This is a genomic window from Acinetobacter pseudolwoffii (assembly GCF_002803605.1).
Taxonomy (GTDB): domain Bacteria; phylum Pseudomonadota; class Gammaproteobacteria; order Pseudomonadales; family Moraxellaceae; genus Acinetobacter; species Acinetobacter pseudolwoffii.
On sequence record NZ_PHRG01000001.1, the window covers coordinates 759,026 to 783,996 of the forward strand.

Sequence of the window (24,971 nt, forward strand, 5' to 3'; positions counted from 1 at the left end):
AAACGCAAGTTTGCACGATAAAATTAATTCAAGAACATTTCATGACTATATAAAACTTCGTGACCATTCCAGTAAATATAACCCTTCTCAATCAGTTCTTTCAGCAGCAGACGGATATCCGATTGAGGAAAGAGCTGCTCTAGCAAATCACGTAATTCATAAATATCTTTGGGTTTGTCGCCCTGAAGTTCGCGCAGTTTACGTGCGACTTCCAGTTGCACTGGATCAATCCGGTTAAAGTTTTTAAACAGGTCTTGCTGGGCTGACTGAATTGGAGTTTGCAATGCTTCAACTGGAGCATCATCAACTTTGAGCCGGGACATGACCTGATCCAGTTTTGGATTTTCAAGCGGATCTTGTTCATCCAGATTGAGCTGTAGCCACTGTTTCAGGACTTTTTTACGGAAGCTGATCTGCTCATCATAGCGTTTGACAATTTTCAGGTTAATCAGCATGCCGACCACATGCTGGGCCTTCACGGGCATGACGTGCAGAATATTGGCAACTGAATTTTTTAAGGTTTCCAAGGTATTTGGCTTACCACTCATTTTCCCTAGAGCATCACAGTACTTTTTCACCAGTTGCAAGGCCGGTTTGTTGCGGATCGCCTCCAGACTAGGCAGGTAATTTTTAACATGCTCTGCTGGAATAGAGACTTCATCGGGCTGAATCTGAATCAGGCTACATTTAATATCAGAGGCTTGCAGCATCTGCTGCAACATCTCGCTGCTGTCCATCGCCGAGATCAACTCGACTTCGGTTTCCGGCTCCAACAACGCCATCAGCTGACCGACAATGACCGCATATTCATATTCTTTCTGGGGCGATTCAGGTGTATCCAGAATGATGATCTGTCCACTCGCAATCCAGCCGGCCAGCTCGGTTAAATCTTCTAATGAAAATTCAAATGTTCCGGCACAATTTAACAGATACAGGCTGGAATAATGCGTCACAATTTCACGCAGTAACTTGGCCGTCGGAAAATTATTTTCGAGGTCGAGTAGAACAACTTTTGGATGCATGGGACAAGCTTCTGAAATGTACCTGAAAGCCAGTATTAGAGTAGGAAGTGAGTGAAAGGTCAAATAATTTCATGGTGAATATTCGGGTTGCAGCGGATTTACCAGATTCCAACCGAGTGGAAGATTACATATTTGATCTTGCTGCAAGCAGGTCAGAAATCGCTAGATTCCAGGCTGAGAGCTGATTAAATGAATCGAATCATCGGTGAAATAGCAGCTGTAATAAAAAAACCCTTATCGCATATAAGGGTTTTATTAAATGATTGCTTGCAAATTAATAATGTGGCGGACGATCAGCAACCGGATCAAAATCCGCAATTCCTTCAGAACGGTCTGAGGACTCAACACGTTGATATAACAGGCTCATTTGCTTTTTCAGATCGGCAATTTCCAGAGTCTGTTTAGCCACCTGATCATTCAACTGTTCAACTAAATCGTCTAAAAATGCAATTCGCACTTGCAAATCTTCAATGGGTGCGGAAAATGACGCCTGATCATTTAGATTTTGTTGTTTAGTCATTTAAAGTCCTCATTGGGGATTTCAGGAAACATTATGGCCTATATTACCCTTAGGGATGTCCAACTTGCGTTTGGTGGACCCGCCCTGCTCAACGGCGCGAATTTTAACTTGGAGCGCGGCGAACGAGTGTGTTTGATTGGCCGTAATGGTGAGGGTAAGTCTACCTTACTTAAGCTGATTGAAGGAAGTTTACTGCCGGATAGCGGCGAAGTTTCATTACAAAATGGCATCACGATTTCGATGCTGGCCCAAGATGTACCGATGGATTCCGGCAAAGTTGCTGACATCGTGGCCGATGGTGCCGGTGAAGCGTCGGAAGTTTTGCGTGCCTACCATGCAGCCAGTGAAGCCTGTGTACTCGGCGATATGGACGCTTGTGACCGCATGGGCAATCTGCAACACAAAATGGACCAGCTCGATGGCTGGGCGCTGGAAACCAAGGTCAATTCGATTTTAAGCAAAATGGGGCTGGACCCAGATGCAGATCTTGCCGATTTGTCCGGTGGTCGTAAGCGTCGTGTCCTATTGGCACGTGCCTTGCTGACTCAGCCAGATGTCTTATTACTCGATGAACCGACCAACCATTTAGATGTTGAAAGTATCGAGTGGCTGGAAAAATTCCTGCTCGATCAAAACAATTTAACTCTGTTATTCATTTCGCATGACCGTGCCTTTGTCGATAGCATCGCCACCCGTATTGTGGAACTGGATCGTGGTCAATTGCGCAGTTATGAAGGTAACTATTCACGTTACTTAGAACTCAAAGCCATGCAAATGGAAGCTGAAGAAAAGCAGAATGCGCTGTTTGATAAAAAGCTGGCGGAAGAAGAAGTCTGGATCCGTCAGGGCATCAAAGCACGCCGTACCCGTAACGAAGGTCGTGTTCGCGCTCTAAAAGCACTGCGTGAAGAATCCAAAGCGCGCCGTTCGCAACAAGGTAAAGTGGCGATGGCGACTCAGGATGCCAACCGTTCCGGCAAACTGGTCTTTGAGATTGAGAACCTGAGTGTGAAATTCGGTGACAATGCACCGATCATTAACAACTTCTCGGCACTGGTTTTACGCGGTGACCGTATCGGTCTGGTCGGTGATAACGGTGTCGGTAAAACCACACTGATTAAAGCCATTCTGGGCGAGCTTGAGCATGGCGGCACGGTGAAAACCGGTACACAGCTGGAAGTAGCCTATTTCGACCAACTGCGTAATGCACTGGATCTGGAAAAGTCGGTCAAAGATAACGTTTCTGAAGGCTCTGACCACGTGGATGTGAATGGTAACCGTCGTCATATCTATAGCTATTTACAAGACTTCCTGTTCTCGCCAGAACGTGCACGTACCCCAGTCAAAGCGTTGTCTGGTGGTGAACGCAACCGTATCTTGCTGGCGAAACTGTTGCTGAAACCATCGAATCTGATTGTGATGGATGAACCAACCAACGATCTGGATATGGTGACCCTAGAGTTACTGGAAGAAATGCTCGGTGGCTACAAAGGCACCTTGTTATTGATCTCGCATGACCGTGCCTTTATGGACAACGTGGTGACCTCCACTTGGGTCTTTGATGGTAAAGGCAATATCGACGAATATGTCGGTGGTTATCAGGATTATCTTGAACAGCGTCCGGATCAAACCGTGGTCGATCAAAAAAGTGCCGTGAAAAAAGCCATGGCCAAAGCTGAAGCCGCACCCGTTGCTGCCAAAAAAGTCAAACTCAGCTACAAAGATCAACGCGCGCTCGAGCAACTTCCGGCTGAAATGGAAGCGCTGGAAAAAGAGCAAGCTGAGATCAATACACAACTGGCTGATGGCTCTTTATTTGTCAGTGATTCCGATAAAGCCATGCAACTGTCTCAGCGTTTATCAGAAATTGATGAACTGTTACTGGAAAAATTAGAACGTTGGGAAGAGCTGGATAACCTTAGCAACGGCTAAATATTCCACGAGTATTTGCTCAAGCATCTGTATTCGTACAGATGCTTTTTTTTATTTCAAGAATCTTCTCTGTTAGACTGCACTTAATCTTTTAGCCCTATATTGTTCTATGAGTACCCAGCCTGCATATCAACCCGGCGAATTTCAATGGTCATTCCTGTTACCTCGATACTGGGGCAATTGGCTGGGTATTATTTTCCTGATGATTTTGGCGATTTTACCATGGGCCATTCAGTATCGTCTGGCCTATCTGCTGGGCCATCTGTCTTTTAAGTATCTGCCCTCACGTCGCGACACCACACTGCGCAATCTGGAAGTCTGTTTTCCTGAATGGTCTGCCGAGCAAATACAGGACAATGCGCGTCAGGTTTTTATCGATCAAATGCTGGGGGTTTTTGAAACCTTAAATGCCTGGTACAGTCCGAAATGGTTTCAGGATCGCGTCAGTATTGAAGGACTGGAACATATTCAGAATGCTCAAGCCGAAGGCCGGGGTATGCTGTTACTAGGCACGCATTCGACCTTACTGGATGCTGGTGGATATCTGTGTGCACAATATTTTGAACCGGATGTGGTGTATCGCCCACAGAATAATCCACTTTTGGACATGCTGATTTACCGTTGTCGCGCCACGATTTATGCCCATCAAATTGATCATGATGATATGCGCGGTCTGGTACGTAATCTGAAAAAAGGCCATGCAATCTGGTACAGTCCGGATCAGGATTATGGTTTAAAACAAGGGGTGATGGCACCTTTCTTTGGTGTACCGGCGGCAACCGTCACCGCGCACCGTCGTTTACTGAAAATGACCAAAGCTGCTGCGATTCCTTTATATTTCTATCGTCATGGCGATATCAAAAATCCACGCTACCATGTACTGATTGAACCGGCACTGGAGAATTTCCCTAGTGAGAATGAAGTCGAGGATGCTACTCGCGTGAATCTGATAATTGAACAGCAGCTACGCATCGCACCGACCCAATATATGTGGTTCCACCGCCGTTTTAAAACTCGCCCTGAAGGTTATAAGGAAATTTACTAAATCTGTTTGATCCTAGACTTTAAATCGCTACAGCTCCTATAGTTTAAAATCCTGTTGATGATCTGTACCTTGATAGATCTACATAGCTTTCGTTAGTCCCGCACGCATGAAGCCTAAGACCTGATAAAATCCTATTGTCTGCTGATCGGCCACTAAAATCTGCTGATGAAATCCTGAATAACATTACCACATATTTTACATGATCCGCCGACCAATGCCTTGTCGTTGCCAGTCCGGATCAATCAATAAGTGTGGGAAATACACCCCCAGAAAGCCATCTGAAATCGCATTCGCCAGTCCGACCAGCTGACCATTTATACGTGCAGTGACCAGACCATGGATTGGCACGATAGAGCTGAAGTATTTCTGATCCATTCACTGAGTCATCACTGGCAATAACATTTTCCATTCTGCACTGTAAAAATATAGCTTTAAGCCTAAAATTATCTTTAATAATCAATTAAATATTTAAAAAAATTCACTCTGAAAATAATTTAACCCGGGTTCTACATCCTGTAAAACCCGGGTTAATGAGGTTGTGCTTTCATCTATTATAATTGGTTCTATTTTTTGTGATTTCCCTTTCAGCATCATATCCATGATGTTTTCATTCAGCTTCGTCTTCCTTATGAGAATATCCTTTCTCGACTCCCTGTGCTGATAAACCTAGAATACCTGGATTGCTCATGATTGCCCATCCGCAAGAAGCGCAAACTGATGTAAGCAATCTCTTACACTTTTCTCTTAAAAAGTTAAGAGATTTTGCCGCCATCTTTATAAGCCATGGCAATTTCATCGGTCACTATTTTTTCCTCTTTCTCTGCTTTCTGAATCCCCTCTTCTATGGCCTCTTGTGCTTCCTGCTCATCTTCATCGGTTTGCTCCAATTCTTCCTGAATATGCTCAAAGACCCGACCGGTTTGTAAAACCAGAAAGACCGGAAAATGATCAGAACCGATATGGGGCAGACGCTCCATATGGACCAGAGCAAAATCGGTACTGTGAAATACGTGATCGAGCGACCAGCGAAAAAAAGGATAATCTGCATGAAAGGTGTTTACATAATGACGTCCGACGCGTGGATCCAGCAGTCCGCTAATGCGCTGAAACAGCCGCGTAGTACGAGACCAGGCCACATCATTCAGATCCCCCATGACGATGCAACTTTCATCTAAATCTTTGATCTGATCCCCGACAATTAACAATTCCGCATCACGTAAAGTAGAATCCTTGGCTTCAGTTGGGCTCGGTGGTTTCGGGTGCAGGCAGTACAGCTGCACCGGCTGTCCCGAGCCTAAAATCACTGTGGTATGAATGGACGGAATCTCGTCGCTTAAAATAAACTTGACCTGGGTATTGCGAAGTTCCAGTTTACTATACAGGTGCATGCCATACAGGTTATCCAAAGGCACAGGCACACGATAAGGATAATCTGCTTCAATCACCGACAGTTCATTTTGCCAGGTTTGATCCGTTTCCAGCGTTAACACCAAGTCTGGCTGATGGGTCTGGATCTGTTCAATCAGTCGATGATATTGAGTATTGGTGGTCAGTACGTTCGAAACAATCAGGGAGATTTGCCGCTGCGGATCCAGTTGATCCTGTTTGACCTGCTTGACCTGTTTTTTCCAGATAAAGGTATAGGGCAATACCATTTTTAGCTGATAAGCCAAAGCCGCAATCAGGGCCACAAAAATCAGCTGATTCAAGACAGTCCAGGGATGCTCCACCACCAAAAACAGCACAAAGGCAATAAAGCCCAAGACCAGAATTTGTAAGCGTGGAAAATCCGCACCTCGAATCCACCATTCATCGCGTGGGATCAGTGACCAGAAACTTAACCAAATGACAATGATTGCCACAATTTGGATAACCCATATCATAAAGCGTGCTCTTAATTAAGTTATTATTTTTTCTGAAAGAAAAATGACGTTATCAATTTTGTATGTATCATAAAGCAGATATTTCGCTCAAGAATATTGATGTTTTGATTGTGTAGCACTTGCAGTTGAGTCCCTTTTTGATACACTCGAATCCCTTTAGAATTTTTAACGCACCGAGGCAAAGTGACATGAGAGTAGGTCTGGTCGGTTGGCGCGGGATGGTCGGTTCCGTCCTAATGCAACGTATGGTTGAAGAGAATGATTTTGCTCATTTTGAGCCATTTTATTTCTCTACCAGTAATGCAGGCGGTGAAGCGCCAGCATTTGGTGGTAAGACTGCCCCAGCACTTATGGATGCATCAGATATTAACAGTCTGAAGCAGATGGATGTCATTATTACCTGTCAAGGTGGCGACTATACCTCTGAGGTTTTCCCGAAACTGAAAGCTGAAGGCTGGAATGGTTACTGGATTGATGCAGCATCGACCTTACGTATGGATGATGAAGCCATCATCGTACTTGATCCGGTCAATATGCATGTGATCAAAGACGGTTTGGTAAAAGGCACCAAAACTTTTGTTGGCGGTAACTGTACGGTTTCCTTGATGTTGATGGGTCTAGGTGGTCTGTTCCAGAACAATCTGGTAGAATGGGCAACGTCTATGACCTATCAGGCAGCGTCTGGTGCGGGTGCGCAAAACATGCGTGAACTGATCAGCGGTATGGGTTATTTATACAATAACACCAAAGAATTACTCGATGATCCACGCTCTCCAATTCTGGATATCGATTCGAGAATTGCTGAATTACAACGCGGTGAAGGCTTCCCATCCAGCAACTTCGGTGTGCCTTTGGCCGGTTCACTGATTCCTTATATCGACAAGCAACTGGAAAGCGGCCAGTCGAAAGAAGAGTGGAAAGGCCAGGTTGAAACCAACAAGATTCTGGGCAACCAGCAGATCGTGCCGATTGATGGTCACTGTGTGCGTATTGGTGCCATGCGTTGCCACTCTCAGGCATTGACGCTAAAACTGCGTAAAGACGTGCCTCTGGATGAAATCGAAGACATCATTGCACGTGCCAATGACTGGTCTAAAGTGGTTCCGAATACCCGTGAAGCCTCGATGACTGACCTGACTCCAGTTGCAGTGACAGGTACGTTATCGGTTCCAGTGGGTCGTCTGCGCAAGCTCAACATGGGTAAAGAATACTTGGGTGCATTCACTGTCGGTGACCAATTGCTTTGGGGCGCTGCTGAACCATTACGCCGTATGCTGCGCATCCTGATTGATTATAAAAACGTTTAATATCCCGAGATGGATATAAAACAAAAAGCCGATCTTTATTGATCGGCTTTTTTATGTAACTATTGCGTAAGTATTTTACAAAAAAGAAACATCCCGTTAATCTATAATTTTCGCTATGCGATAATGACTGAGCTCACAATTAAGATGACTGTATATAACAAATTAAAGCTTGCCATTTTAGCCATTGTTGCTTCACAGAATATTTATGCGATTAACGTAGATCCGGTTCAGATCCAGTCTGCGCCTGGAGAGTTACTCTATGCTGAAATGACCTTTCGACAATCTGATATGAATTTACCGATTGAGGTGAGTCTGGCTTCGCCTGAAGATTTAATCTCGATGGGTGCATCACATCAACCGCCTGGTCATCTGAACTTTTTCACCCGGCGTAGTAGTAATGGCACCGGAGTCATTACCATTACATCGTCTCGACCAATAACCGATCGGGAACTGAATATCATTGTCAAAATTAAGGAAGGCAATGCTGCACGTTTGCAACATATCCGCACGCCTTTGCAAGCGAAAACCGATTTATTAAAAGCTAGTCTAAAACAGAATGAACGCCCACTTGCGCCAGTTGTCATGGTCAGTGAAAAAGATATTGCTTTAAACCTGCCAGTGACTACCCATTACAACAGCTCTCCAGCCACTTCAAATAAGCAACCGGTTTTAGAAAAGCCGCTGGCTGTGCAACATGTTAGTCCGCCGACATTGTCTAGCAGTTCAATTCCTCAAGCTACACTCGCGCCAGCAGCACCATCGATTCCGGCGCAATCTATCGCTCCTACAATTAAAAGCGAGTCTGTAACTGCTGCCAATACTCAAACTACGGTTAAAACTCCAGCATCGGCCACTTCAGATTCAACGCATCATACTTCGCAGCCGATTCCATCCTCGCCTGTTGTTACAGTAAAACCAACGCCGGCACAGTCTGTATCTGCAAATACGCCAGCGAGCAAGTTATCAGCAGATCATGTTTCTCCAGAGCAAAATAAAGTATCTATGCAAAAACCGGCTGAGACTGGTTCTGAACATCAAAGCGCTTCCAGCGATCCATTGGTCAAGAAATTTGCCGAGGAACAGGCCAGAAAATCGGCTGGCTCAACTCCTCCTGTACAGACCCCAGCTCCAATTACAACAAAAGTTACACCAGCCAAGAGTGCCTCAGCCCAAGCTCAACCCACTTATATGGTTCAGTCCAATGAGTCGCTGTGGGGAATCGCATCACGAATTGCAGCAGAACAGCAACGTCCGGTTAATGAAGTGATGCAGCAAATCAAGCAAAACAATGAACATGCCTTTATCGGAGGAAATGCCAATCGTTTACGTAAAGGTGCAGCACTGAATTTAGCTATGATGAGTACTGTAACTGCTCCGATCAAAGTCACCGCCGCCAAGCAGACACAGGCACCTTCTCAGCCTGCTACCAAAACTAAATACCGTCTGAATCAGGCTGAAATGAGTCTGGTTGCTGAGAACCAGCACGATTCCGGACAGCTTTCTGCAAACCAGAACACAGAACACAATCAAACATCGAAGGAATTGTCATTAAAAGTTATGACAGCCCGAGAAAAAACCGTTAAATTACAGAGAAACGTAACCGAATTAGAATTGGCACTCAATCAGAAGGATCACAGAATTCAATTATTAAATGCGCGTCTGGCCCAGCTGCAACAACAGCTTAAAGCCCAACAAGCAGATAAGAAGCCAGTTAATTAAAAGTTACACATGACGATTTATTGGGATGAGTGAACATTGAATACACTCTATCCTCAAGGGGTAAAACATGCTGATTTATGTGATTCCATTAGTGATATTGATCATCGTATTAATTGTCGTCAAAAAACGACAAGATGCTCAAGAATCAGATAAAGCAAAAACTAAAACTGTAAAAGCGAAAAAACCTGGCTCTGCTTCAAAAACTGCCCCACAAAAAACCAAAGTAGTTGAGCCAGTCGGGGTCGCAAAAAAATCAGCAACGCCATTATCCGCAGAAACGCGTAAAAAAATTGAAGGCCTGATTCAGGAACGTAATTTTTTTGCGGCCGAAGCTCAGATTAACCAGGCATTGAATCGCGACAATTCCCAGCATGAGCTCTATCTGCTGTTGTTAGATATTCATATCTTACAGAAAGATGAGTTTGCGATTTCACAACTGCTCAACCATATCCGTTCTTTAAATTTAGATGAGATTCTGGCGCAAGCTGAAGCCAAACAGCGTGAATTTGATCAATCTTTATCTGCTGTTCAAGATACGATTGATTTCCCAAGTGCACAGCTTAAAACTTCATCTGTACAGGAAACCTCGGCATCTTCCGATGCCTTTGCTGATCTGGTCGCTCCCGCTCCTTCAAATGAGCAGGCATTTGAACAGTTGCAACAAGAGTTTCAACCAAGCAAGCCAGCTCCAGCAATTGAGCCTGTTGCGGATATTCAGCCACTTGAATTTAATTTTGAACCGACAACTACGCCGGTCATAGCGCCAAAATCTGAAGAAACTCCGGTACCTGCTGTAGATTTTGAATTTCAAGATACTTCATCTGCTGTTGTGCAAACTACACCTACGGCAGCAACAGAAACCGCACCTGTTTTAGATTTTAAACTGGAATTGCAGCAGGCTGCTCCAGTAGAAACAGCGGCTGCTGTATCTGAAGAGATCAAGCCTCTGGATTTCTCATTTTCTATAGGAACTCCAGCGCCTGTCGCCGAAAAAACCTCAGAACCAGCAATTGAGTTTGATCTGTCTAGTCTTTCTGCTGCTGCACCTGTGAGTGAATCTGCGACACAGACAGACCTTTCATCAGGCCTAGACTTTAAATTAGATCATGCAGAAACTAAACCTGCTGCAACAGGTGTTACTTTCGACATTCCTGCTACATCAGTTCAAACAGCCACAGACCAGCATGATCCACTGGTACAATCTTTCCCGGAATTACTGGACATCAATGAGGCCAGTCTGAATCTGGATCTTGCGCAGCAATATATTCAGCTCGGTGCCTATGTTGCCGCACGTGAGATCATTGCAGAGCGAGAAGCTGAATATACGGCCGAGCAACAGCAACGCGCAGAGCAATTACTGAATCAAATCGCATCTTGATGCATTTCGATTTACACTAAAGCAGTCAAGGGTTGGCTGCTTTTTTTATGATGAAAAATATTGCATTAATTTATATGGGTGGCACATTCGGCTGTGTCGGCGATCCACTTGCCCCGATGTCTGCGGATTTATTTATTCCCAAGCTCGAACAGATACTCGCAGACCAATATTTCGTTGAATGCCACCGCGCACCAGCCATTAAAGACAGTAGTGCCTGTACAGCCGCGGACTGGCTGCAATTGGTGCAGTTTATTCAAGAACTACAATCTCGAAAGATCCAATATTTTGTGATTATTCACGGTACAGATACGCTGAGTTATGCCAGTGCAGTCCTGGCACATTTTCTCGGCAACTCGGCACATGTGGTACTGACTGGTAGTCAATATCCGCTGCTGAATGCTCAAGGCAATGAGCAGCGCGAATTTAGTGATGCGCTGGATAATCTGAGATTCGCCCTGGATTCTGTCAGTATGTGTACCGCAGGGGTCTATCTGGCTTTTCATCATCAACTAATGCATGCCCAGACGGCACTCAAACAGCATACTACCGAGTTAAATGCCTTTTCAGGTCTTGAGGCCAATATTGCAATCCAAACCAGTCAACAATGTTATCAAATCGAAGCTGAAGATATTAAGAAAGCGGCTGGATTTAACTGCATGAGTATCATGATACAACCGATTGATCTGGCCCAGCAACTGAACAACCTGCACAGCTTATTAGCCCGACCACCGCATTTTTTATTTCTGCAAGGTTTTGGCACGGGTAATCTCGCTGTCAATGAGGCCCTGATTGCACTTATTGATCAACTCTATGACCAAGGCTGTATCTCTGTACTGACCACCCAGGTGCCTTTTGGCGCGACAGATCAGCGCTATGCCATTGCAGAATGGGTCAATCACTGCAAAATTCTGCTGAATGAAAGTTATGGCCATGCGGATCTGTATGCAAAAGCCCTGAAAATGTATTTACAATACGACACTGTAGAGCAATGGCATCGTCATTGGTACGATCAATAAGGTTTTGAGGTCATTATGCAACGTTTTGCGGTGGGAATTGAGTTTTGTGGGATGCATTATCGGGGATGGCAGACTCAACAGCCGGGTGTTGCAAGTGTGCAGGAAACCATTGAAAAGGTACTGAGCCGGGTTGCCGATCAACCGATTAGCCTACATGGTGCCGGACGTACCGATGCGGGGGTACATGCGACCAATATGGTGGCACATTTTGATAGCAATGCCATTCGTTCTGAACGTGGCTGGCTGATGGGTTGCAATAGCCAGTTGCCCAAAGATATCTCGATTCAGTGGATCAAAGAGATGGATCACAGCTTCCATGCCCGCTTTAAGGCTCAGGCACGCCGTTACCGCTATGTGGTCTATAATCATCCTGTGCGACCTGCCTTGCTGCATAAACAGGTCACCCATGTCTATGCTCCACTCGATATTGAACAGATGATGCTGGCTGCGAAAAAGTTTGAAGGTACACATAATTTTGAAAGCTTCCGTGCTGCAGCCTGCCAATCCAATCAACCGGTGCGCCATGTCAGCCACTGCCGTCTGATTCAGCATGGTCAATATCTGGTACTGGATATTCAGGCCGATGGCTTTCTGCATCATATGGTGCGTAATATCATGGGCTGCCTACTGGAAATTGGTCAGGGCATGTATGCTGCCGATCATATTGATAGTATTTTCGCGGCCGAAGACCGCAAAGCTGCTGGCGTGACTGCGCCTGCCGATGGTTTATATTTTATTCATGCCGACTATCCGGAGCAGTTTGAATTGCCTAAATTACCGTTGGGGCCGCATTGGCTGAATCTGCCGGAATAATTTTTAAATTTTTTAGAATATTTACCTCCCCTAACTCCTTCTGAAAGGAGGGGAATTCCTCCCTTTTTAAAGGGAGGTTAGGAGGGATTTTTAACGCTGCTTGCGTTTCCGATATTCCACTGGCGTTTCATTGGTCCAGCGTTTAAAGGCACGATAAAACGTACTTGGTTCCGAGAATCCGGTCAGATAGACAATTCTTTCAACACTTTCAGTGGTACTCGCCAGCAAACGCTTGGCCAGACGACAACGATAATCCGACAGAATCTGTTGAAAGCTGGTATGTGCTTCACTCAGTTGTGTTCTTAAGCGACGTGGCGTGATGTTTAGCTGTGCAGCTACAGTTTCCAGTGTGGTTTCGCCACTTTCCAAAGTAGAGCCAATCGCTCGACGAACTTCACCGACCAGATCATAACGCGCCAGTTCCTGCAGTTTTTCAATTGCCAGCTGCTCATGTAATTGTAAAAGCTCTGGTTCAGCCTGCCACAGCGGAAACTCTAGAATACTTGGGTCGAAATAAAGTCGGGTTTCTTTTTGACCTAAGCTGACCGGACACTCATAAACCCGGAAATATTCCTCGTCAGGAGCACCTTTGGAAAAATTAAAATCGATATAAATCAGTTCAAAACGTCCTTCGGTAATAAATTTGAAGAAACGCAGTACACCCGACATGGCACACTCGGTAAAATGACGATTGACCAGACTTTCAGCAAAAGGCTGCTCGCCATTGGTTAAATAGCAGCGACCATCTTCAATCACCAACTTGGCAGCAAAGGCATCGCTGATCAGTCGTTGATAGGCCAAGGCACGTTTCAGTCCCTCACCAAAATTTTCAGATGAAACAAACAGGTGTTCAATCACCTGACCACGATACAGTGGTAAATGTTCGCCCAGATGCAAACCAATATCCGGGTCCTTACTGACTTCTTCAGCTGCCACCCAAAAGGCATACTGGGCACTCAGCGGCGTACGGTCATTGGCCTCGACCTGATTTAAAGCAACTCCTGCTTTGGTCAAAAGTTCTTCTGTCGGCAAACCCGCACGACGAATCGCCTGATAGCCCAAACGCAATACGACTGATGCATCCGTTAGCTGACTCACTCAAAAGCCTTCCTTGTATGTACTTCATTTATACTTAAAAAGATTAATTTTAGATTAACTGCGATTGACCAAACTGACAACAGAAACCGACATTTTTTTAGTTAAAAAGTTTATCCTGATCGTTCGCTTATTTTACTGACAGATGATCAGTCTAACGCCCGTTTCACCTTGTATTTTGCAAAAAAATTGACTATAATTTGCGCCTTTCCAATTTATTCATTCAGGTAGGCTATGGCCAATAAAGAGGAACTCATCGAGTTCGAAGGCGTTGTCACCGAGACGCTTCCTAATACTATGTTCCGTGTACGTTTAGAGAACGGTCACGAAGTGATTGCCCACATCTCTGGTAAAATGCGTAAACACTATATCCGTATTTTAACTGGCGACAGTGTGAAGGTTGAAATGACACCTTATGATTTGACCAAAGGTCGTATCACCTATCGTGCACGCTAAGTTTTAGCGCAAGCAAAAGCCACTTTTAGTGGCTTTTTTATTGCTTTAATTTTTTATTGAACAATAAAATAATTTGACACTGAACTATAAACTCACGACTATTCATTTAATTAAAATAACATGTCTAAAAACCATGAATATGAAGTGCTTGGTCCTGCTGTGCAGCTTAATCCTCGTCGCCTGTGCCACAGGCGGCAAACATCACCTAAATCAGTCGCTACAACACTATGTCGGTCAAACTGCCGCACAGGTTCGCAGCCAGCTTGATCTGAGTGCAATGGGATTTAAAACCGCCCAGCAACCGATTCAGACAGCAGAGTTTCTCAGCTATACTATTTTTCGGGATATGAATATTCCGATGGGCACACCGAATATTAGTCAGAGTATCTCGATCGGTGCACCAATGCCTACGCCCTCAAATGGCGGTTATAGCATCGAGATGAAATGCCAAATCCGGTTTGAGCTGAAAGATGAAATTGTTCAATCCGTTCGCTATAACGGCAGGGCTTGTTAAGCTGTCATCCTGTAGTCCAATTTCTTTGATGGATTGATGTTGAGCTAGCTCTCGCCCCCATCTGTACCGCGTGTCAAATTACAACAATACCAATCACACTTCCTGCCTACACTATTGATGAGTCGTTCCTGTGCAGGAGTGAAATGATGCGATTTTCCTATCTCCAACTATCGCTCGGTATTTTGGCCAGTATTTTAATAGCGGGCTGTGCACATTCCCTTAATATGGGCCAATCTGACCGCGAAGCCTATTTGCAGCAGTTTATTGGACAAAGCAGCCAGCTGATCGATCAAACTCTAGATCTAAAACGTTTAGGTTATCAGCAGGTCAGTGGGCCTGAACTCAGTGCCCAGCAATTAAGCTATGTGGTACAGCGCCCTGTTGCAATTCCTTTGCCTGTAGCACAGTTTCCGGCAGCAGGCGGTGCTGTACCTATTCCGGTTCCTGTGAGTCCTTCAGGTGGCTATGACGTCAATCTGCAATGTAAGATCACCTTCTTACTCAAAGATAATATTGCAACCGCAGTTCGTACTACAGGTCGAACCTGCTAACCTGAGCTAGATACGAGAAATCTGACATAAAAAAACGCAGCCCAAAGCTGCGTTTTTTAATCATTTTTTTAATCAAAACAGACTTAGTTCAATGCAGCAACCACTGCCTGACCCATTTCAACTGTACCGACTTTGTGCATGCCTTCAGACATAATATCTGCTGTACGCAAGCCTTGATCCAAAACATTGCCTACGGCATCTTCAATCGCTTTGGCTGCAGCTTCTTCACGGAAAGTGTAGCGTAGCATCATCGCAACAGACAAAATTGTGGCCAATGGGTTCGCCAGGTTTTGACCCGCAATATCAGGGGCTGAACCATGACAAGGCTCATACATGCCTTTAGCATTTTCATCTAGCGAGGCTGATGGCAACATGCCGATTGAACCGGTAAGCATCGCTGCTTCGTCAGACAAGATATCACCGAACAGGTTAGAGGTGACAATCACATCAAACTGTTTTGGTGCGCGCACCAGTTGCATCGCAGCATTGTCGACATACATATGTGACAAGTTAATTTCTGGATACTGTTCTTCTTTCAACGCAGTAACGGTTTGTTTCCACAACTCAGTGACTTCAAGTACGTTGGCTTTATCCACTGAACAGACCTTGGCACCGCGCAGCTTCGCCATTTCAAAGGCAACTTTGGCAATGCGTTTGATTTCAGATTCTGAATACACATCCGTGTTATAACCTTGCTTTTCGCCGTTTTCCAGTTCACGGATCCCACGTGGCTGACCGAAATAAATACCACCCGTCAATTCACGCACGATCAGGATATCCAGACCTGCCACGATTTCAGGTTTCAGGCTTGAAGCATCAGCCAATTGTGGATAGAGAATCGCTGGGCGCAAGTTGGCAAACAGGTTCAGTTCGCTACGTAATTTTAATAAACCGCGTTCCGGACGGATTGAGCGCTCGATCGTATCCCATTTTGGCCCGCCGACGGCGCCCAATAAAATTGCATCGGCTTTTTTGGCCTGTTCTGAGGTCACTTCAGGATATGGTGAACCGTGGGCATCAATTGCCGCACCACCGAGTAAACCCTGTTCCCATGTCAAATCGAGATTAAATTTTTCATTTACACGATCCAGTACCTGCTCTGCCGCTTTGACAATTTCAGGACCGATGCCATCACCAGCTAAAATCAAAATTTGTTTAGACATGAGATTTTCCGTTTAAAGCGTCAGATTCAGACCTGACAAAGGTTAAATTTTCTTTTCTACAAACTCTGCAATGCCGTTGACCACATTATAAGGTTTGCAAAAACGACGAATGGTTTTTTGCTCTTGCAATAAATCCACGCAAAGCGGATCAGGTGCAGAGGCATTTAATAAACTGCTGCTACGCGCACTACGGTCGCGGAACATTTTCAAGGTATAAGTTTTGTTGGCCTGAAAGCGATGAAACACATGTAAAATTTCCGCTTTATCCTTACTGATTGGATAAAAACGGACGACTAATTCATGCTGTCCTGCGGGTACTGACAAGTAAATCGGATTGGCCTGATTCAAATTCTTAGCCTGCAAACGTACCAATTTTTGCTTTCGCGCCTCATTACTGAGGCGGCCATTGTCGTTATTGACAATGATGGTCTGGTTTAAGCGCTCGAACTGGCAATCCGATGTTCCTTTACAGTAAATCAACGCATTGTTTTTGCTTTCGGCATTTTCTTTGGCATGTTTGAGCTTCATGGTATCGATGCTTTGACATGCAGTCATCAGCACCGACACCGTACTTAAAGCAAGCCACTGTTTCCAATAATTCGCCATAATGTCTGTCTTACCCAATCAAAAAACCCAATAATCTTCCGATATTAGCAAGGGCATCGCAGTCATGCTATGACAATTTTCGCTGATTTAGCCCTGAATTTCGGCAAATACCCATGGACGTGATTGTTTGGTTTTTTCCTCATAAGCACGAATGTCATCCGCAGCTTGTAAAGTTAAACCAATATCATCCAGACCATTTAACAGGCAATGCTTACGAAATGGATCGACTTCGAACTTAAAGCTTTCACCTGTAGGGGTGCGAACTTCTTGTGCCTGCAAGTCAATGGTCAGTTGATAGCCTTCATCTGCCGCACATTCCTTAAATAACTGCTCAACAATATCTTCAGCCAAAATCACGGGCAACATACTGTTCTTAAAACAGTTATTAAAGAAAATATCGGCAAAGCTTGGTGCAATAACAGTACGGAAACCGTATTCACTCAAAGCCCACGGCGCATGTTCACGGCTAGAACCACATCCAAAGTTGGCACGTGAAATTAAAATAGACGCACCCTGATAACGTGGCTGGTTCAAGACAAAGTCCGGATTGATCGGACGAACTGAATTGTCCTGACCTGGATAACCTTCATCCAGATAACGTAATTCATCAAACAAATTGTCACCAAAACCGGTACGTTTGATCGATTTCAAAAACTGTTTTGGAATAATTAAATCTGTATCGACATTGGCACGGTCTAAAGGTGCAACGATACCTTGTTCAACGGTATAAGCTTTCATGTCTGTGCTCCTACGTACCAATTAAAATGAACGGACATCAACAAAGTGACCTGCGATCGCAGCAGCGGCTGCCATGGCTGGACTCACCAGATGAGTACGACCGCCATTGCCCTGACGACCTTCAAAGTTACGGTTCGAAGTCGAGGCACAATGCTCGCCCGGTTGTAACTTGTCAGCATTCATCGCCAGACACATTGAACAGCCAGGTTCACGCCACTCGAAGCCCGCCTCGACAAATACCTTGTCCAGACCTTCCGCTTCTGCCTGGGCCTTGACCAGACCCGAACCCGGAACCACCATCGCCTGTTTGATTGAAGATGCGACTTTACGACCTTTGATTACTTCAGCTGCAGCGCGGATATCTTCAATACGCGAGTTGGTGCACGAACCGATAAATACACGATCTAACTGGATGTCTGCTAATGCCTGACCTGCATTTAAGCCCATATATTGATAAGCACGGTTCCAGTCATTGCGTTGTACATCATCTTTGGCTTGTTCTAAAGTCGGTACTGCCTGAGACACTGGAATCACCATCTCAGGGGAAGTACCCCAAGACACTTGCGGCTCGATTTCTTCACCTTGCAATACAACAACCGTGTCAAAGTATGCGTCATCATCTGAATGTAAAGTATTCCAGTAAGCAACAGCCTGATCCCACTGATCTGCAGTCGGCGCATACGGACGGCCTTTAACATACTCAATGGTTTTTTCATCGACAGCCACCATGCCGACACGGGCACCGGCTTCAATCGCCATGTTGCACACAGTCATACGACCTTCGATAGACATGTCACGGAAGACCTGACCGCCAAATTCAATCGCGTGACCAGTACCGCCTGCGGTACCGATCTTGCCAATAATCGCCAAGACCACATCTTTTGGTGTTACACCCTGACCTAATTTGCCATCAACACGCACCAGCATGTTTTTCATCTTCTTTTGAACCAGGCATTGGGTCGCCAATACATGTTCAACTTCGGATGTCCCGATACCATGCGCCAAGCAGCCAAAAGCACCATGGGTTGCTGTATGCGAATCACCACATACCACGGTCATGCCCGGCAAGGTTAAACCTTGCTCAGGCCCAACCACATGCGCAATCCCCTGACGGATATCATTAATATCAAATTCAACAATATTAAAGGTCTTGCAGTTGTCGTCCAAGGTTTGTACCTGGATGCGCGAAGTTTCATCTTCAATGCCGGCAACACCCTGTTCACGCTCTTTTTTCGAGGTGGGTACGTTATGATCTGGTGTAGCAATGTTTGCGCTTAAACGCCATGGCTTGCGCCCGGCGAGTTGTAAACCTTCAAATGCCTGTGGCGACGTTACTTCATGTAATAAGTGACGGTCGATGTACAGTAAGGCAGAACCATCATCACGTTGTGTTACTAAATGGTCATCCCACAATTTATCATATAATGTTTTTGCTGTTTGGGTTGCGCCTGCCATGTCGATGTACTCCACTGGACTGGGTAAATTCTTGCTCTGATTTTGATTATATCGCTGCTGTCACATAAATCTAATTTATCATTTTTATTAGTTAAAAAACTTTTTGGAATCCTTCAAAAGCTGAATAAAATCATGCTTTCGCTGCATTCCCATAAATCTACTTTTCCGATCAATTTATTAAAAATATTCGTTTTTACAAATTAAATGAGAATTATTATTATTCCTGCATAGACAGAGATTTATATTTTGAGGAACTTCGACATGGCACATATCCAACGTTTTGTAGACAATAATCAGCGTATGTTTAAAAAGACCTTCAGCTATTACATTATGCACATCACGGTGGCGATGATTGTCGGTTATTTGGTGACTGGCAGTTTGGCCATGGCAATTGCCTTAAGTTTATTGGAACCCACAGTACAGGCAGTTGCGTTCTTCTTCCACGAAAAAATTTGGGAGCGCAATATCGAACAGCAGAATGAGGACATCACCGCCTGATCTTTTCTGTCGATGTTCCTGACCAAAGACCATCTCATCCAAGAGGGTCTTTTTTTGACGCTATTTAAATCCCAAGGCTTTGAAAATGTTTAGTAATGCAGCAATGCAATACAAACAAGCGAATTATGCTTTGATTTATTCTTAAAAAATAACAATAATATAATTACACATAAAAATTCTTTATAGGTGATTAAGATGAATCTCGCAGCTTTTGAAGCCTTCGTAAAAGTCATGGAAACTGGTTCGATTTCTCTGGCCGCAGATCAGCTTTTTATTACCCAGCCTGCCGTCACCAAACGTATTCACAGTCTGGAAGAATATTTTGGGGTCAAACTGTTTGAATCCGCCGGACGTGGTGTACAAGCCACCCATGCCGCGCATTCGCTATTGCCTAAAGTGAAAAACTGGCTGAATGAACTCGGTGATATTCATTATACCTTGAGCCATGAACAGGGTCAGGTACAGGGAAAATTGAAAATCGGCACCAGCCATCATATTGGCCTGCATCATCTTCCAAGTCATTTGCGCCGCTATGTACAAGAATATCCGGATGTAAGGCTGGATGTACATTTTGTCGATTCCGAGCAGGCGCACGAACAAGTCATTGCCGGCGATCTGGAACTGGCATTTTTAACCTTGCCGCCACGGGGCGATGCACGTCTGAATTATGTCACCATCTGGAATGATCCTCTGGTCTTTGTAGTTGCACCCTTTCACCCCCTGGCCCAGCAAAAAAATCTGTGTCTGGAAAATTTGCTGAATTACCCGAGTCTGTTACCGTCTTCACATACCTATACCTCACAGATTACTTTGGCCGAGTTTGAAAAACAGGGCATTAAACCAAAAGTCAGCATGAGCAATAATCCGCTGGAATCAATCCGCATGCTGGTATCCATTGGTCTCGGCTGGTCGGTGCTGCCAAAAACTCTGGTCAATCACGATCTGCATCAGCTGGATATCAATCTGGAAATGAACCGCCGGCTGGGCATGGTCTGGCATCCGGGTCGTACTCAGTCCAAAGCGGCGCAAGCTCTGGTTCAACTTATGCAAAGTAGTTCCCTGCCTCTTTAATTCATTTCTAAAAATGCTGCATTCAAAACAGTGCAGCATTTTGTTACCTAAATACACCCATCTGGGGATTTCTTTCGCGTATTTTTAAGATAAATCTATTCTTTTGCGATGCAGAGGAATACTTAAAATTATTCGATGGAGCCTGACGGATGCAGCTCGATTCTCCCCTAAAACCCCTCTCTCAAGATAAAACAAATGCCAGCAGCCTATGGCTTTCGGCCAAACCGATGCTGTTGCCTACACCTGCGCTTGATTTTGCCGACGAACAGACAGCGCGACACAGCCTACGTGATTACTTCCTGAATACCTTTGATACCTATGAGCAGTTATTTGAATGCCTCAAGCATGAAGATGCTTTTTTTATCAAGCCAATTAATTTGCGTCATCCGCTGATTTTTTATTTTGGTCATACCGCGACTTTTTTTGTCAATAAACTGCTGCTGAGCAAACTCATTACTGAACGTCTGAATCCGCATTTTGAAAGTATTTTTGCGATCGGGGTTGATGAAATGAGTTGGGATGATCTGGATGAAGTGCATTATGACTGGCCGACTGTGCAGGCAGTCCGGGATTATCGGCATCAAGTGCGCGCCCTGATCTTGAACATTGTTGAGCATGCCCCGCTGAATCTGCCCTTAAACTGGCACAATCCGTGGTGGACGCTGATTATGGGCATCGAGCATGAACGGATTCATCTGGAAACGTCATCGGTGCTGATTCGTCAGCATGCTTTAGAACATGTACACCAGCATCCGCAGTGGCGTGCCAATATCATTACCGGCATTGCCCCGGAAAATAGTTTGATTGCTGTGCCTGAAGGCCAGATACATCTACAGAAAGATTTTAACCATCCTTTTTATGGCTGGGACAATGAATACGGCCAGCATGAAGCCGAAATTGCAGCCTTTGAAGCTGCAAAATATCTGGTGTCGAATCAGGAGTTTCTGGCCTTTGTCGAAGCAGATGGCTACCAGACCGGACACTACTGGAGTGAAGAAGGCTTAGGCTGGCTGCAATTTTCACAAGCGACTCATCCGTGTTTTTGGTGCAAGACTGAACTGGGCTGGTCACTGCGCCTGATGCTGGAAGAAGTCCCCATACCTTGGGATTGGCCGGTAGACGTAAATTATCATGAAGCCAAAGCCTTTTGTCAGTGGAAATCGCAACAGCTTGAAAAAACCATTCGTTTACCGACTGAGGATGAATGGTATCGCCTGTATGCGGTTTCAGACCTGGATCCAGATTTACCCAGTCCTGAACAGGCCAATATCGAATTGAAATATGGCACCAGTTCCTGCCCGGTCGATCATTTTCGGCAGGGCGATTTCTATGATATTCAGGGCAATGTCTGGCAATGGACTGAAACGCCAATCTATCCGTTTCAGGGCTTTCAGGTGCATCCTCTTTATGATGATTTTAGTACCCCGACCTTTGACGGGCGCCATAATATTATTAAAGGTGGCTCCTGGATTTCAGCAGGCAATGAAGCCCTGCACAGCGCACGTTATGCTTTTAGACGGCATTTCTTTCAACACGCTGGCTTCCGCTATGTCGCCTCTGATCAAGCCTTGCAACAGTTTCCTTCACAGTATGAAAGCGACCAGTTGGTGTCTCAATATCTGGAGTTTCAGTACGGCGCCGAATACTTTGGCATCGCCAATTTTGCCAAAACATTGGTGCAGCTGGCGCAGCCGTATTTCCGAGAAACTGCATGTAAAAGTGCTCTGGATATTGGCTGTGCTACTGGCCGCGCCAGCTTTGAACTGGCACACTATTTTGATCAGGTCACCGGTCTGGATTTTTCTGCACGCTTTATTCAGCAAGCCGTCTTTCTGGCCCAAGGTCACCGAATCCGTTATCAGCTCCCCACAGAAGGTGAATTAAGCGAAGAGAAAATCTGCTCGCTTGAGGATTTCGCTTTGGATCAGCTTGCCTCTAAAGTGGAATTTTTTCAGGCCGATGCCTGTAATCTGAAAGCACATTTTAGTGGCTATGATTTTATTCTGGCGGCAAATCTGATCGACCGGCTGCATCATCCCAAAGACTTTTTGATGCAGATCCATCAACGGATAAATATGGGTGGAATTCTACTGCTCAGTTCGCCTTATACCTGGCTGGAAGAACATACTGCACGTGATGAATGGCTGGGCGGCTTCAAGCAGGCAGACAGAGAGGTCACTACACTGGAGGGAATCTCGGAAATATTAAAGGCTCATTTTGAGCTGGTGACCCAGCCCCAGGATGTGCCTTTTGTTATTCGTGAAACCGCCAGAAAATATCAACATAGCTTGTCACAAGTCAGCATCTGGCGACGCACTCACTAAAGCCTTCAAGCTAAAAAAGCCAATCATTCGATTGGCTTTTATTTCATCCTTCACTGGTTGAGTTTTCATGCAGGGATTCATTGAGTTGATCCACCACAATGGCCCATGAACCATCAGATGCAATTTTTTCGGTTAAAAACTGACGTTGTGCTTCTGACCAGTACGGTGCATCGAGCAAAGTCAGATCTTTATGCAGTTGATGTTCGTGAATAAACTTTTCAATGCCTTCCTGAGTGGCATCCAAGCCAAGCTGCTGAAACAGATGTGTCATACGCGGTCGAACGTGAGTCATAGCATTACACCTCAAACTTTTCCATTATTTTCATGTCCTGTTTTTTGAGCATAACATGTCCGAGGCAAGCGGACTGTGAAAAAACATTAACACTTATATTGAATTCGGGCAGATAAAAAAGCACAACCGAAGTTGTGCTGGATCAATCAGATGGATAAAATGCAATCAGTTAAATCGACCAGTCCTGTATATTCCAGCCCTGCGCTTTGGCTAAAACTTCAAGGCGGTCATCCGGATTCACTGCAATGGCATGATCGGCATATTCCAGCAAGAAACGGTCATTAATCGAATCTGAATAGGCCCAAGACTCGGTCACATCGCGACCTTGCAGCCACTGTTCCAGACGCACCAGCTTGCCTTGTTGATAACACGCGGTATTGATCACTTTTCCGGTATATTTGCCATCGAGTACTTCAGCATTGGTGGCAATAATTTCAGTAATGCCGAATTCACGAAAAATTGGTGCAGTAATAAAATCCGAAGTCGCGGTAATCCCGACCAGAGCATGACCGGCGTCTTTATGCCGTTGAATGGCCTTAAAACCTTCTGGACGCATTTGCGGGCGAATCACCTTTTGCATAAACAGCTGGTGCAACTCGGTTAAATAAGCATGCTCATGTTGAGTCAGAAACTGGAACACAAATTCATTATAGGCATAGGGGTCTAACTGACCTTTTTTATAGTCGTCATAGAACTTGTCATTCATGGCACGATGCTGCACCGGATCGACCAGACCCTCGCTGACCAGAAACTCTCCCCAAGAATGATCCGAATCCGTGTTTAACAAGGTGTGATCGAGATCAAATAGCGCCAATTTCATGAAAATACTCGTAAAAACTGAAATTTAAGAAAAAAATTGTAAATCTATCTCCGCTAGTCGATAGAAATTCGTTAAGATCATAGCAATTTTAACATTTTTAAACTTTGCTTTTTTCGAGTTGGATAAAGAAATAACGCTCCCCGATGGCAAAGGTATAAATTAAACAATTTTTAGGTAGCCAAATGATCGACTCTGAGGGTTTCCGACCAAATGTCGGGATCATTTTGGCAAACGATGCTGGACAAGTTTTATGGGCAAAACGCATTGGTCATAATGCATGGCAATTTCCACAAGGAGGTATCCAATATGGAGAAACCCCTGAGCAGGCACTCTATCGTGAGCTGAGAGAAGAAGTTGGCTTATTGCCCGAACACGTCCAGATCATCGCGCAAACCAAAGGCTGGTTGCGCTATCGTTTGCCGCATCGATACATACGACCGGACTCCGATCCGGTGTGCATCGGTCAAAAACAAAAGTGGTTTTTACTCAAACTTACGGCCCCCGTTCAGCATATTCAGTTGAATCTGTCTGATCCGCCGGAATTTGATCAATGGCAATGGGTCAGTTACTGGTATCCATTAGGTCAAGTCGTGAATTTCAAACGTGATGTTTATCGCAAAGCCCTGGTGGAGTTGTGTCAGCAGCTGCCCCAGCAAAAACCTTAAAAAATCGCATAAATCATGCAGATTTTTTGGTCGGCTATTGTTATAAATAAACGTATCACTGAAATTCTGAATAGACGGAGCAGACCTT

At 44.9% G+C, this 24,971-nt stretch carries 25 protein-coding genes; 14 read left to right on the plus strand and 11 right to left on the minus strand.

Going from position 1 to position 24,971, the window contains the following annotated elements:
- Positions 1-23: 23 nt before the first annotated feature.
- Both CWI32_RS03510 and CWI32_RS03515 read right to left on the minus strand, forming a co-directional pair.
- Positions 24-1,022, minus strand: coding sequence for a hypothetical protein (locus CWI32_RS03510; protein WP_100534644.1), 999 nt, complete (start codon positions 1,020-1,022; stop codon positions 24-26).
- A gap of 274 nt (positions 1,023-1,296) precedes the next feature.
- Positions 1,297-1,542 carry a SlyX family protein gene (locus tag CWI32_RS03515; protein WP_005095502.1) on the minus strand — a complete coding sequence of 82 codons (246 nt, stop codon included), beginning with the start codon at positions 1,540-1,542 and terminating at the stop codon, positions 1,297-1,299.
- A 33-nt stretch (positions 1,543-1,575) separates the two neighbouring features.
- Between CWI32_RS03515 and CWI32_RS03520 the strand changes: the two genes are divergently transcribed.
- Together CWI32_RS03520 and CWI32_RS03525 are read left to right on the plus strand one after the other, a co-directional pair.
- Positions 1,576-3,474, plus strand: coding sequence for an ATP-binding cassette domain-containing protein (locus CWI32_RS03520; RefSeq protein ID WP_100534645.1), 1,899 nt, complete (start codon positions 1,576-1,578; stop codon positions 3,472-3,474).
- A 109-nt stretch (positions 3,475-3,583) separates the two neighbouring features.
- The gene (locus CWI32_RS03525; RefSeq protein ID WP_005095497.1) at positions 3,584-4,519 is read left to right on the plus strand and encodes an LpxL/LpxP family acyltransferase; all 936 of its coding nucleotides are present in this window, start codon (positions 3,584-3,586) and stop codon (positions 4,517-4,519) included.
- 195 nt (positions 4,520-4,714) lie between these two features.
- Here the strand turns inward: CWI32_RS03525 and CWI32_RS15300 are convergent, their stop codons facing one another.
- Positions 4,715-4,894, minus strand: a complete 180-nt coding sequence (locus CWI32_RS15300; protein WP_252146087.1) for a GNAT family N-acetyltransferase — start codon at positions 4,892-4,894, stop codon at positions 4,715-4,717.
- 377 nt (positions 4,895-5,271) lie between these two features.
- Positions 5,272-6,402, minus strand: coding sequence for an endonuclease/exonuclease/phosphatase family protein (locus CWI32_RS03535; protein ID WP_100357555.1), 1,131 nt, complete (start codon positions 6,400-6,402; stop codon positions 5,272-5,274).
- A gap of 188 nt (positions 6,403-6,590) precedes the next feature.
- Between CWI32_RS03535 and asd the strand changes: the two genes are divergently transcribed.
- The 5 genes from asd (at position 6,591) to truA (ending at position 12,635) form a co-directional block, all read left to right on the plus strand.
- Positions 6,591-7,709: an aspartate-semialdehyde dehydrogenase gene (gene asd / locus CWI32_RS03540; protein ID WP_100329275.1), complete on the plus strand. Its 1,119-nt coding sequence runs from the start codon at positions 6,591-6,593 to the stop codon at positions 7,707-7,709.
- A gap of 123 nt (positions 7,710-7,832) precedes the next feature.
- The gene (locus CWI32_RS03545; protein WP_100534646.1) at positions 7,833-9,428 is read left to right on the plus strand and encodes a FimV/HubP-related protein; all 1,596 of its coding nucleotides are present in this window, start codon (positions 7,833-7,835) and stop codon (positions 9,426-9,428) included.
- A gap of 67 nt (positions 9,429-9,495) precedes the next feature.
- Entirely contained in the window at positions 9,496-10,806 is a 1,311-nt protein-coding gene (gene fimV / locus CWI32_RS03550; protein ID WP_005095483.1) for a T4P machinery localization factor FimV, read from the plus strand.
- Positions 10,807-10,853: 47 nt separating this feature from the next.
- Complete coding sequence (locus CWI32_RS03555; protein ID WP_100534761.1) at positions 10,854-11,822, plus strand: asparaginase; 969 nt, start codon at positions 10,854-10,856, stop codon at positions 11,820-11,822.
- A gap of 15 nt (positions 11,823-11,837) precedes the next feature.
- Positions 11,838-12,635 (plus strand): tRNA pseudouridine(38-40) synthase TruA, encoded by a 798-nt coding sequence (truA, locus tag CWI32_RS03560; RefSeq protein ID WP_005172838.1) that lies wholly within the window; start codon positions 11,838-11,840, stop codon positions 12,633-12,635.
- Between the two features lie 90 nt (positions 12,636-12,725).
- Here the strand turns inward: truA and CWI32_RS03565 are convergent, their stop codons facing one another.
- Entirely contained in the window at positions 12,726-13,733 is a 1,008-nt protein-coding gene (locus tag CWI32_RS03565; RefSeq protein WP_100534647.1) for an AraC family transcriptional regulator, read from the minus strand.
- A gap of 231 nt (positions 13,734-13,964) precedes the next feature.
- Here CWI32_RS03565 and infA point away from each other — a divergent pair, with 231 nt between their 5' ends.
- The 3 genes from infA to CWI32_RS03580 all read left to right on the plus strand — a co-directional run bounded on the left by infA (position 13,965) and on the right by CWI32_RS03580 (position 15,251).
- Complete coding sequence (gene infA, locus CWI32_RS03570; RefSeq protein WP_001284370.1) at positions 13,965-14,186, plus strand: translation initiation factor IF-1; 222 nt, start codon at positions 13,965-13,967, stop codon at positions 14,184-14,186.
- A 133-nt stretch (positions 14,187-14,319) separates the two neighbouring features.
- Complete coding sequence (locus tag CWI32_RS03575; RefSeq protein WP_100534648.1) at positions 14,320-14,700, plus strand: hypothetical protein; 381 nt, start codon at positions 14,320-14,322, stop codon at positions 14,698-14,700.
- Between the two features lie 146 nt (positions 14,701-14,846).
- On the plus strand, positions 14,847-15,251 hold the full coding sequence (locus CWI32_RS03580) for a hypothetical protein (RefSeq protein WP_100534762.1): 405 nt from the start codon (positions 14,847-14,849) through the stop codon (positions 15,249-15,251).
- An 83-nt stretch (positions 15,252-15,334) separates the two neighbouring features.
- On the opposite strand, the gene leuB is transcribed toward CWI32_RS03580, so the two are convergent.
- The 4 genes from leuB to leuC form a co-directional block, all read right to left on the minus strand.
- Positions 15,335-16,414, minus strand: coding sequence for a 3-isopropylmalate dehydrogenase (gene leuB / locus CWI32_RS03585; protein ID WP_100329280.1), 1,080 nt, complete (start codon positions 16,412-16,414; stop codon positions 15,335-15,337).
- A gap of 42 nt (positions 16,415-16,456) precedes the next feature.
- A complete protein-coding gene (locus CWI32_RS03590; RefSeq protein WP_005095471.1) occupies positions 16,457-17,020 on the minus strand; it encodes a hypothetical protein in 564 nt (187 codons plus the stop codon).
- An 87-nt stretch (positions 17,021-17,107) separates the two neighbouring features.
- Complete coding sequence (gene leuD / locus CWI32_RS03595) at positions 17,108-17,758, minus strand: 3-isopropylmalate dehydratase small subunit (protein WP_100534649.1); 651 nt, start codon at positions 17,756-17,758, stop codon at positions 17,108-17,110.
- Positions 17,759-17,779: 21 nt separating this feature from the next.
- Complete coding sequence (gene leuC, locus CWI32_RS03600) at positions 17,780-19,213, minus strand: 3-isopropylmalate dehydratase large subunit (protein ID WP_100534650.1); 1,434 nt, start codon at positions 19,211-19,213, stop codon at positions 17,780-17,782.
- 261 nt (positions 19,214-19,474) lie between these two features.
- Here leuC and CWI32_RS03605 point away from each other — a divergent pair, with 261 nt between their 5' ends.
- The 3 genes from CWI32_RS03605 (at position 19,475) to ovoA (ending at position 23,106) form a co-directional block, all read left to right on the plus strand.
- Positions 19,475-19,711, plus strand: coding sequence for a DUF2061 domain-containing protein (locus CWI32_RS03605; RefSeq protein ID WP_005172852.1), 237 nt, complete (start codon positions 19,475-19,477; stop codon positions 19,709-19,711).
- Between the two features lie 195 nt (positions 19,712-19,906).
- A complete protein-coding gene (locus tag CWI32_RS03610; RefSeq protein WP_100534651.1) occupies positions 19,907-20,782 on the plus strand; it encodes a LysR family transcriptional regulator in 876 nt (291 codons plus the stop codon).
- A gap of 149 nt (positions 20,783-20,931) precedes the next feature.
- The gene (gene ovoA, locus CWI32_RS03615) at positions 20,932-23,106 is read left to right on the plus strand and encodes a 5-histidylcysteine sulfoxide synthase (RefSeq protein WP_100534652.1); all 2,175 of its coding nucleotides are present in this window, start codon (positions 20,932-20,934) and stop codon (positions 23,104-23,106) included.
- A 43-nt stretch (positions 23,107-23,149) separates the two neighbouring features.
- On the opposite strand, the gene CWI32_RS03620 is transcribed toward ovoA, so the two are convergent.
- Both CWI32_RS03620 and CWI32_RS03625 read right to left on the minus strand, forming a co-directional pair.
- Positions 23,150-23,398: a DUF2789 family protein gene (locus CWI32_RS03620; RefSeq protein ID WP_005095458.1), complete on the minus strand. Its 249-nt coding sequence runs from the start codon at positions 23,396-23,398 to the stop codon at positions 23,150-23,152.
- Positions 23,399-23,567: 169 nt separating this feature from the next.
- Positions 23,568-24,218, minus strand: coding sequence for an HAD family hydrolase (locus tag CWI32_RS03625; RefSeq protein ID WP_005095456.1), 651 nt, complete (start codon positions 24,216-24,218; stop codon positions 23,568-23,570).
- A 182-nt stretch (positions 24,219-24,400) separates the two neighbouring features.
- On the opposite strand from CWI32_RS03625, the gene CWI32_RS03630 reads away from it, so the two are divergent.
- Positions 24,401-24,883 carry an RNA pyrophosphohydrolase gene (locus tag CWI32_RS03630; protein ID WP_005095455.1) on the plus strand — a complete coding sequence of 161 codons (483 nt, stop codon included), beginning with the start codon at positions 24,401-24,403 and terminating at the stop codon, positions 24,881-24,883.
- Positions 24,884-24,971 lie beyond the last annotated feature (88 nt).

Bases quoted from the DNA above. Each gene is read 5' to 3' on its own strand.
- infA (WP_001284370.1), top strand. From the start codon at position 13,965: ATGGCCAATAAAGAGGAACTCATCGAGTTCGAAGGCGTTGTCACCGAG.
- CWI32_RS03590 (WP_005095471.1), bottom strand. From the start codon at position 17,020: ATGGCGAATTATTGGAAACAGTGGCTTGCTTTAAGTACGGTGTCGGTG.
- CWI32_RS03620 (WP_005095458.1), bottom strand. From the start codon at position 23,398: ATGACTCACGTTCGACCGCGTATGACACATCTGTTTCAGCAGCTTGGC.
- CWI32_RS03575 (WP_100534648.1), top strand. From the start codon at position 14,320: ATGAATATGAAGTGCTTGGTCCTGCTGTGCAGCTTAATCCTCGTCGCC.
- CWI32_RS03510 (WP_100534644.1), bottom strand. From the start codon at position 1,022: ATGCATCCAAAAGTTGTTCTACTCGACCTCGAAAATAATTTTCCGACG.
- fimV (WP_005095483.1), top strand. From the start codon at position 9,496: ATGCTGATTTATGTGATTCCATTAGTGATATTGATCATCGTATTAATT.
- CWI32_RS03555 (WP_100534761.1), top strand. From the start codon at position 10,854: ATGATGAAAAATATTGCATTAATTTATATGGGTGGCACATTCGGCTGT.
- truA (WP_005172838.1), top strand. From the start codon at position 11,838: ATGCAACGTTTTGCGGTGGGAATTGAGTTTTGTGGGATGCATTATCGG.
- CWI32_RS03545 (WP_100534646.1), top strand. From the start codon at position 7,833: ATGACTGAGCTCACAATTAAGATGACTGTATATAACAAATTAAAGCTT.
- ovoA (WP_100534652.1), top strand. From the start codon at position 20,932: ATGCAGCTCGATTCTCCCCTAAAACCCCTCTCTCAAGATAAAACAAAT.
- leuB (WP_100329280.1), bottom strand. From the start codon at position 16,414: ATGTCTAAACAAATTTTGATTTTAGCTGGTGATGGCATCGGTCCTGAA.
- CWI32_RS03625 (WP_005095456.1), bottom strand. From the start codon at position 24,218: ATGAAATTGGCGCTATTTGATCTCGATCACACCTTGTTAAACACGGAT.
- CWI32_RS03610 (WP_100534651.1), top strand. From the start codon at position 19,907: ATGAATCTCGCAGCTTTTGAAGCCTTCGTAAAAGTCATGGAAACTGGT.
- CWI32_RS03520 (WP_100534645.1), top strand. From the start codon at position 1,576: ATGGCCTATATTACCCTTAGGGATGTCCAACTTGCGTTTGGTGGACCC.
- CWI32_RS03580 (WP_100534762.1), top strand. From the start codon at position 14,847: ATGCGATTTTCCTATCTCCAACTATCGCTCGGTATTTTGGCCAGTATT.
- CWI32_RS03535 (WP_100357555.1), bottom strand. From the start codon at position 6,402: ATGATATGGGTTATCCAAATTGTGGCAATCATTGTCATTTGGTTAAGT.
- CWI32_RS03605 (WP_005172852.1), top strand. From the start codon at position 19,475: ATGGCACATATCCAACGTTTTGTAGACAATAATCAGCGTATGTTTAAA.
- CWI32_RS15300 (WP_252146087.1), bottom strand. From the start codon at position 4,894: ATGGATCAGAAATACTTCAGCTCTATCGTGCCAATCCATGGTCTGGTC.
- CWI32_RS03630 (WP_005095455.1), top strand. From the start codon at position 24,401: ATGATCGACTCTGAGGGTTTCCGACCAAATGTCGGGATCATTTTGGCA.
- CWI32_RS03515 (WP_005095502.1), bottom strand. From the start codon at position 1,542: ATGACTAAACAACAAAATCTAAATGATCAGGCGTCATTTTCCGCACCC.
- leuC (WP_100534650.1), bottom strand. From the start codon at position 19,213: ATGGCAGGCGCAACCCAAACAGCAAAAACATTATATGATAAATTGTGG.
- asd (WP_100329275.1), top strand. From the start codon at position 6,591: ATGAGAGTAGGTCTGGTCGGTTGGCGCGGGATGGTCGGTTCCGTCCTA.
- CWI32_RS03525 (WP_005095497.1), top strand. From the start codon at position 3,584: ATGAGTACCCAGCCTGCATATCAACCCGGCGAATTTCAATGGTCATTC.
- leuD (WP_100534649.1), bottom strand. From the start codon at position 17,758: ATGAAAGCTTATACCGTTGAACAAGGTATCGTTGCACCTTTAGACCGT.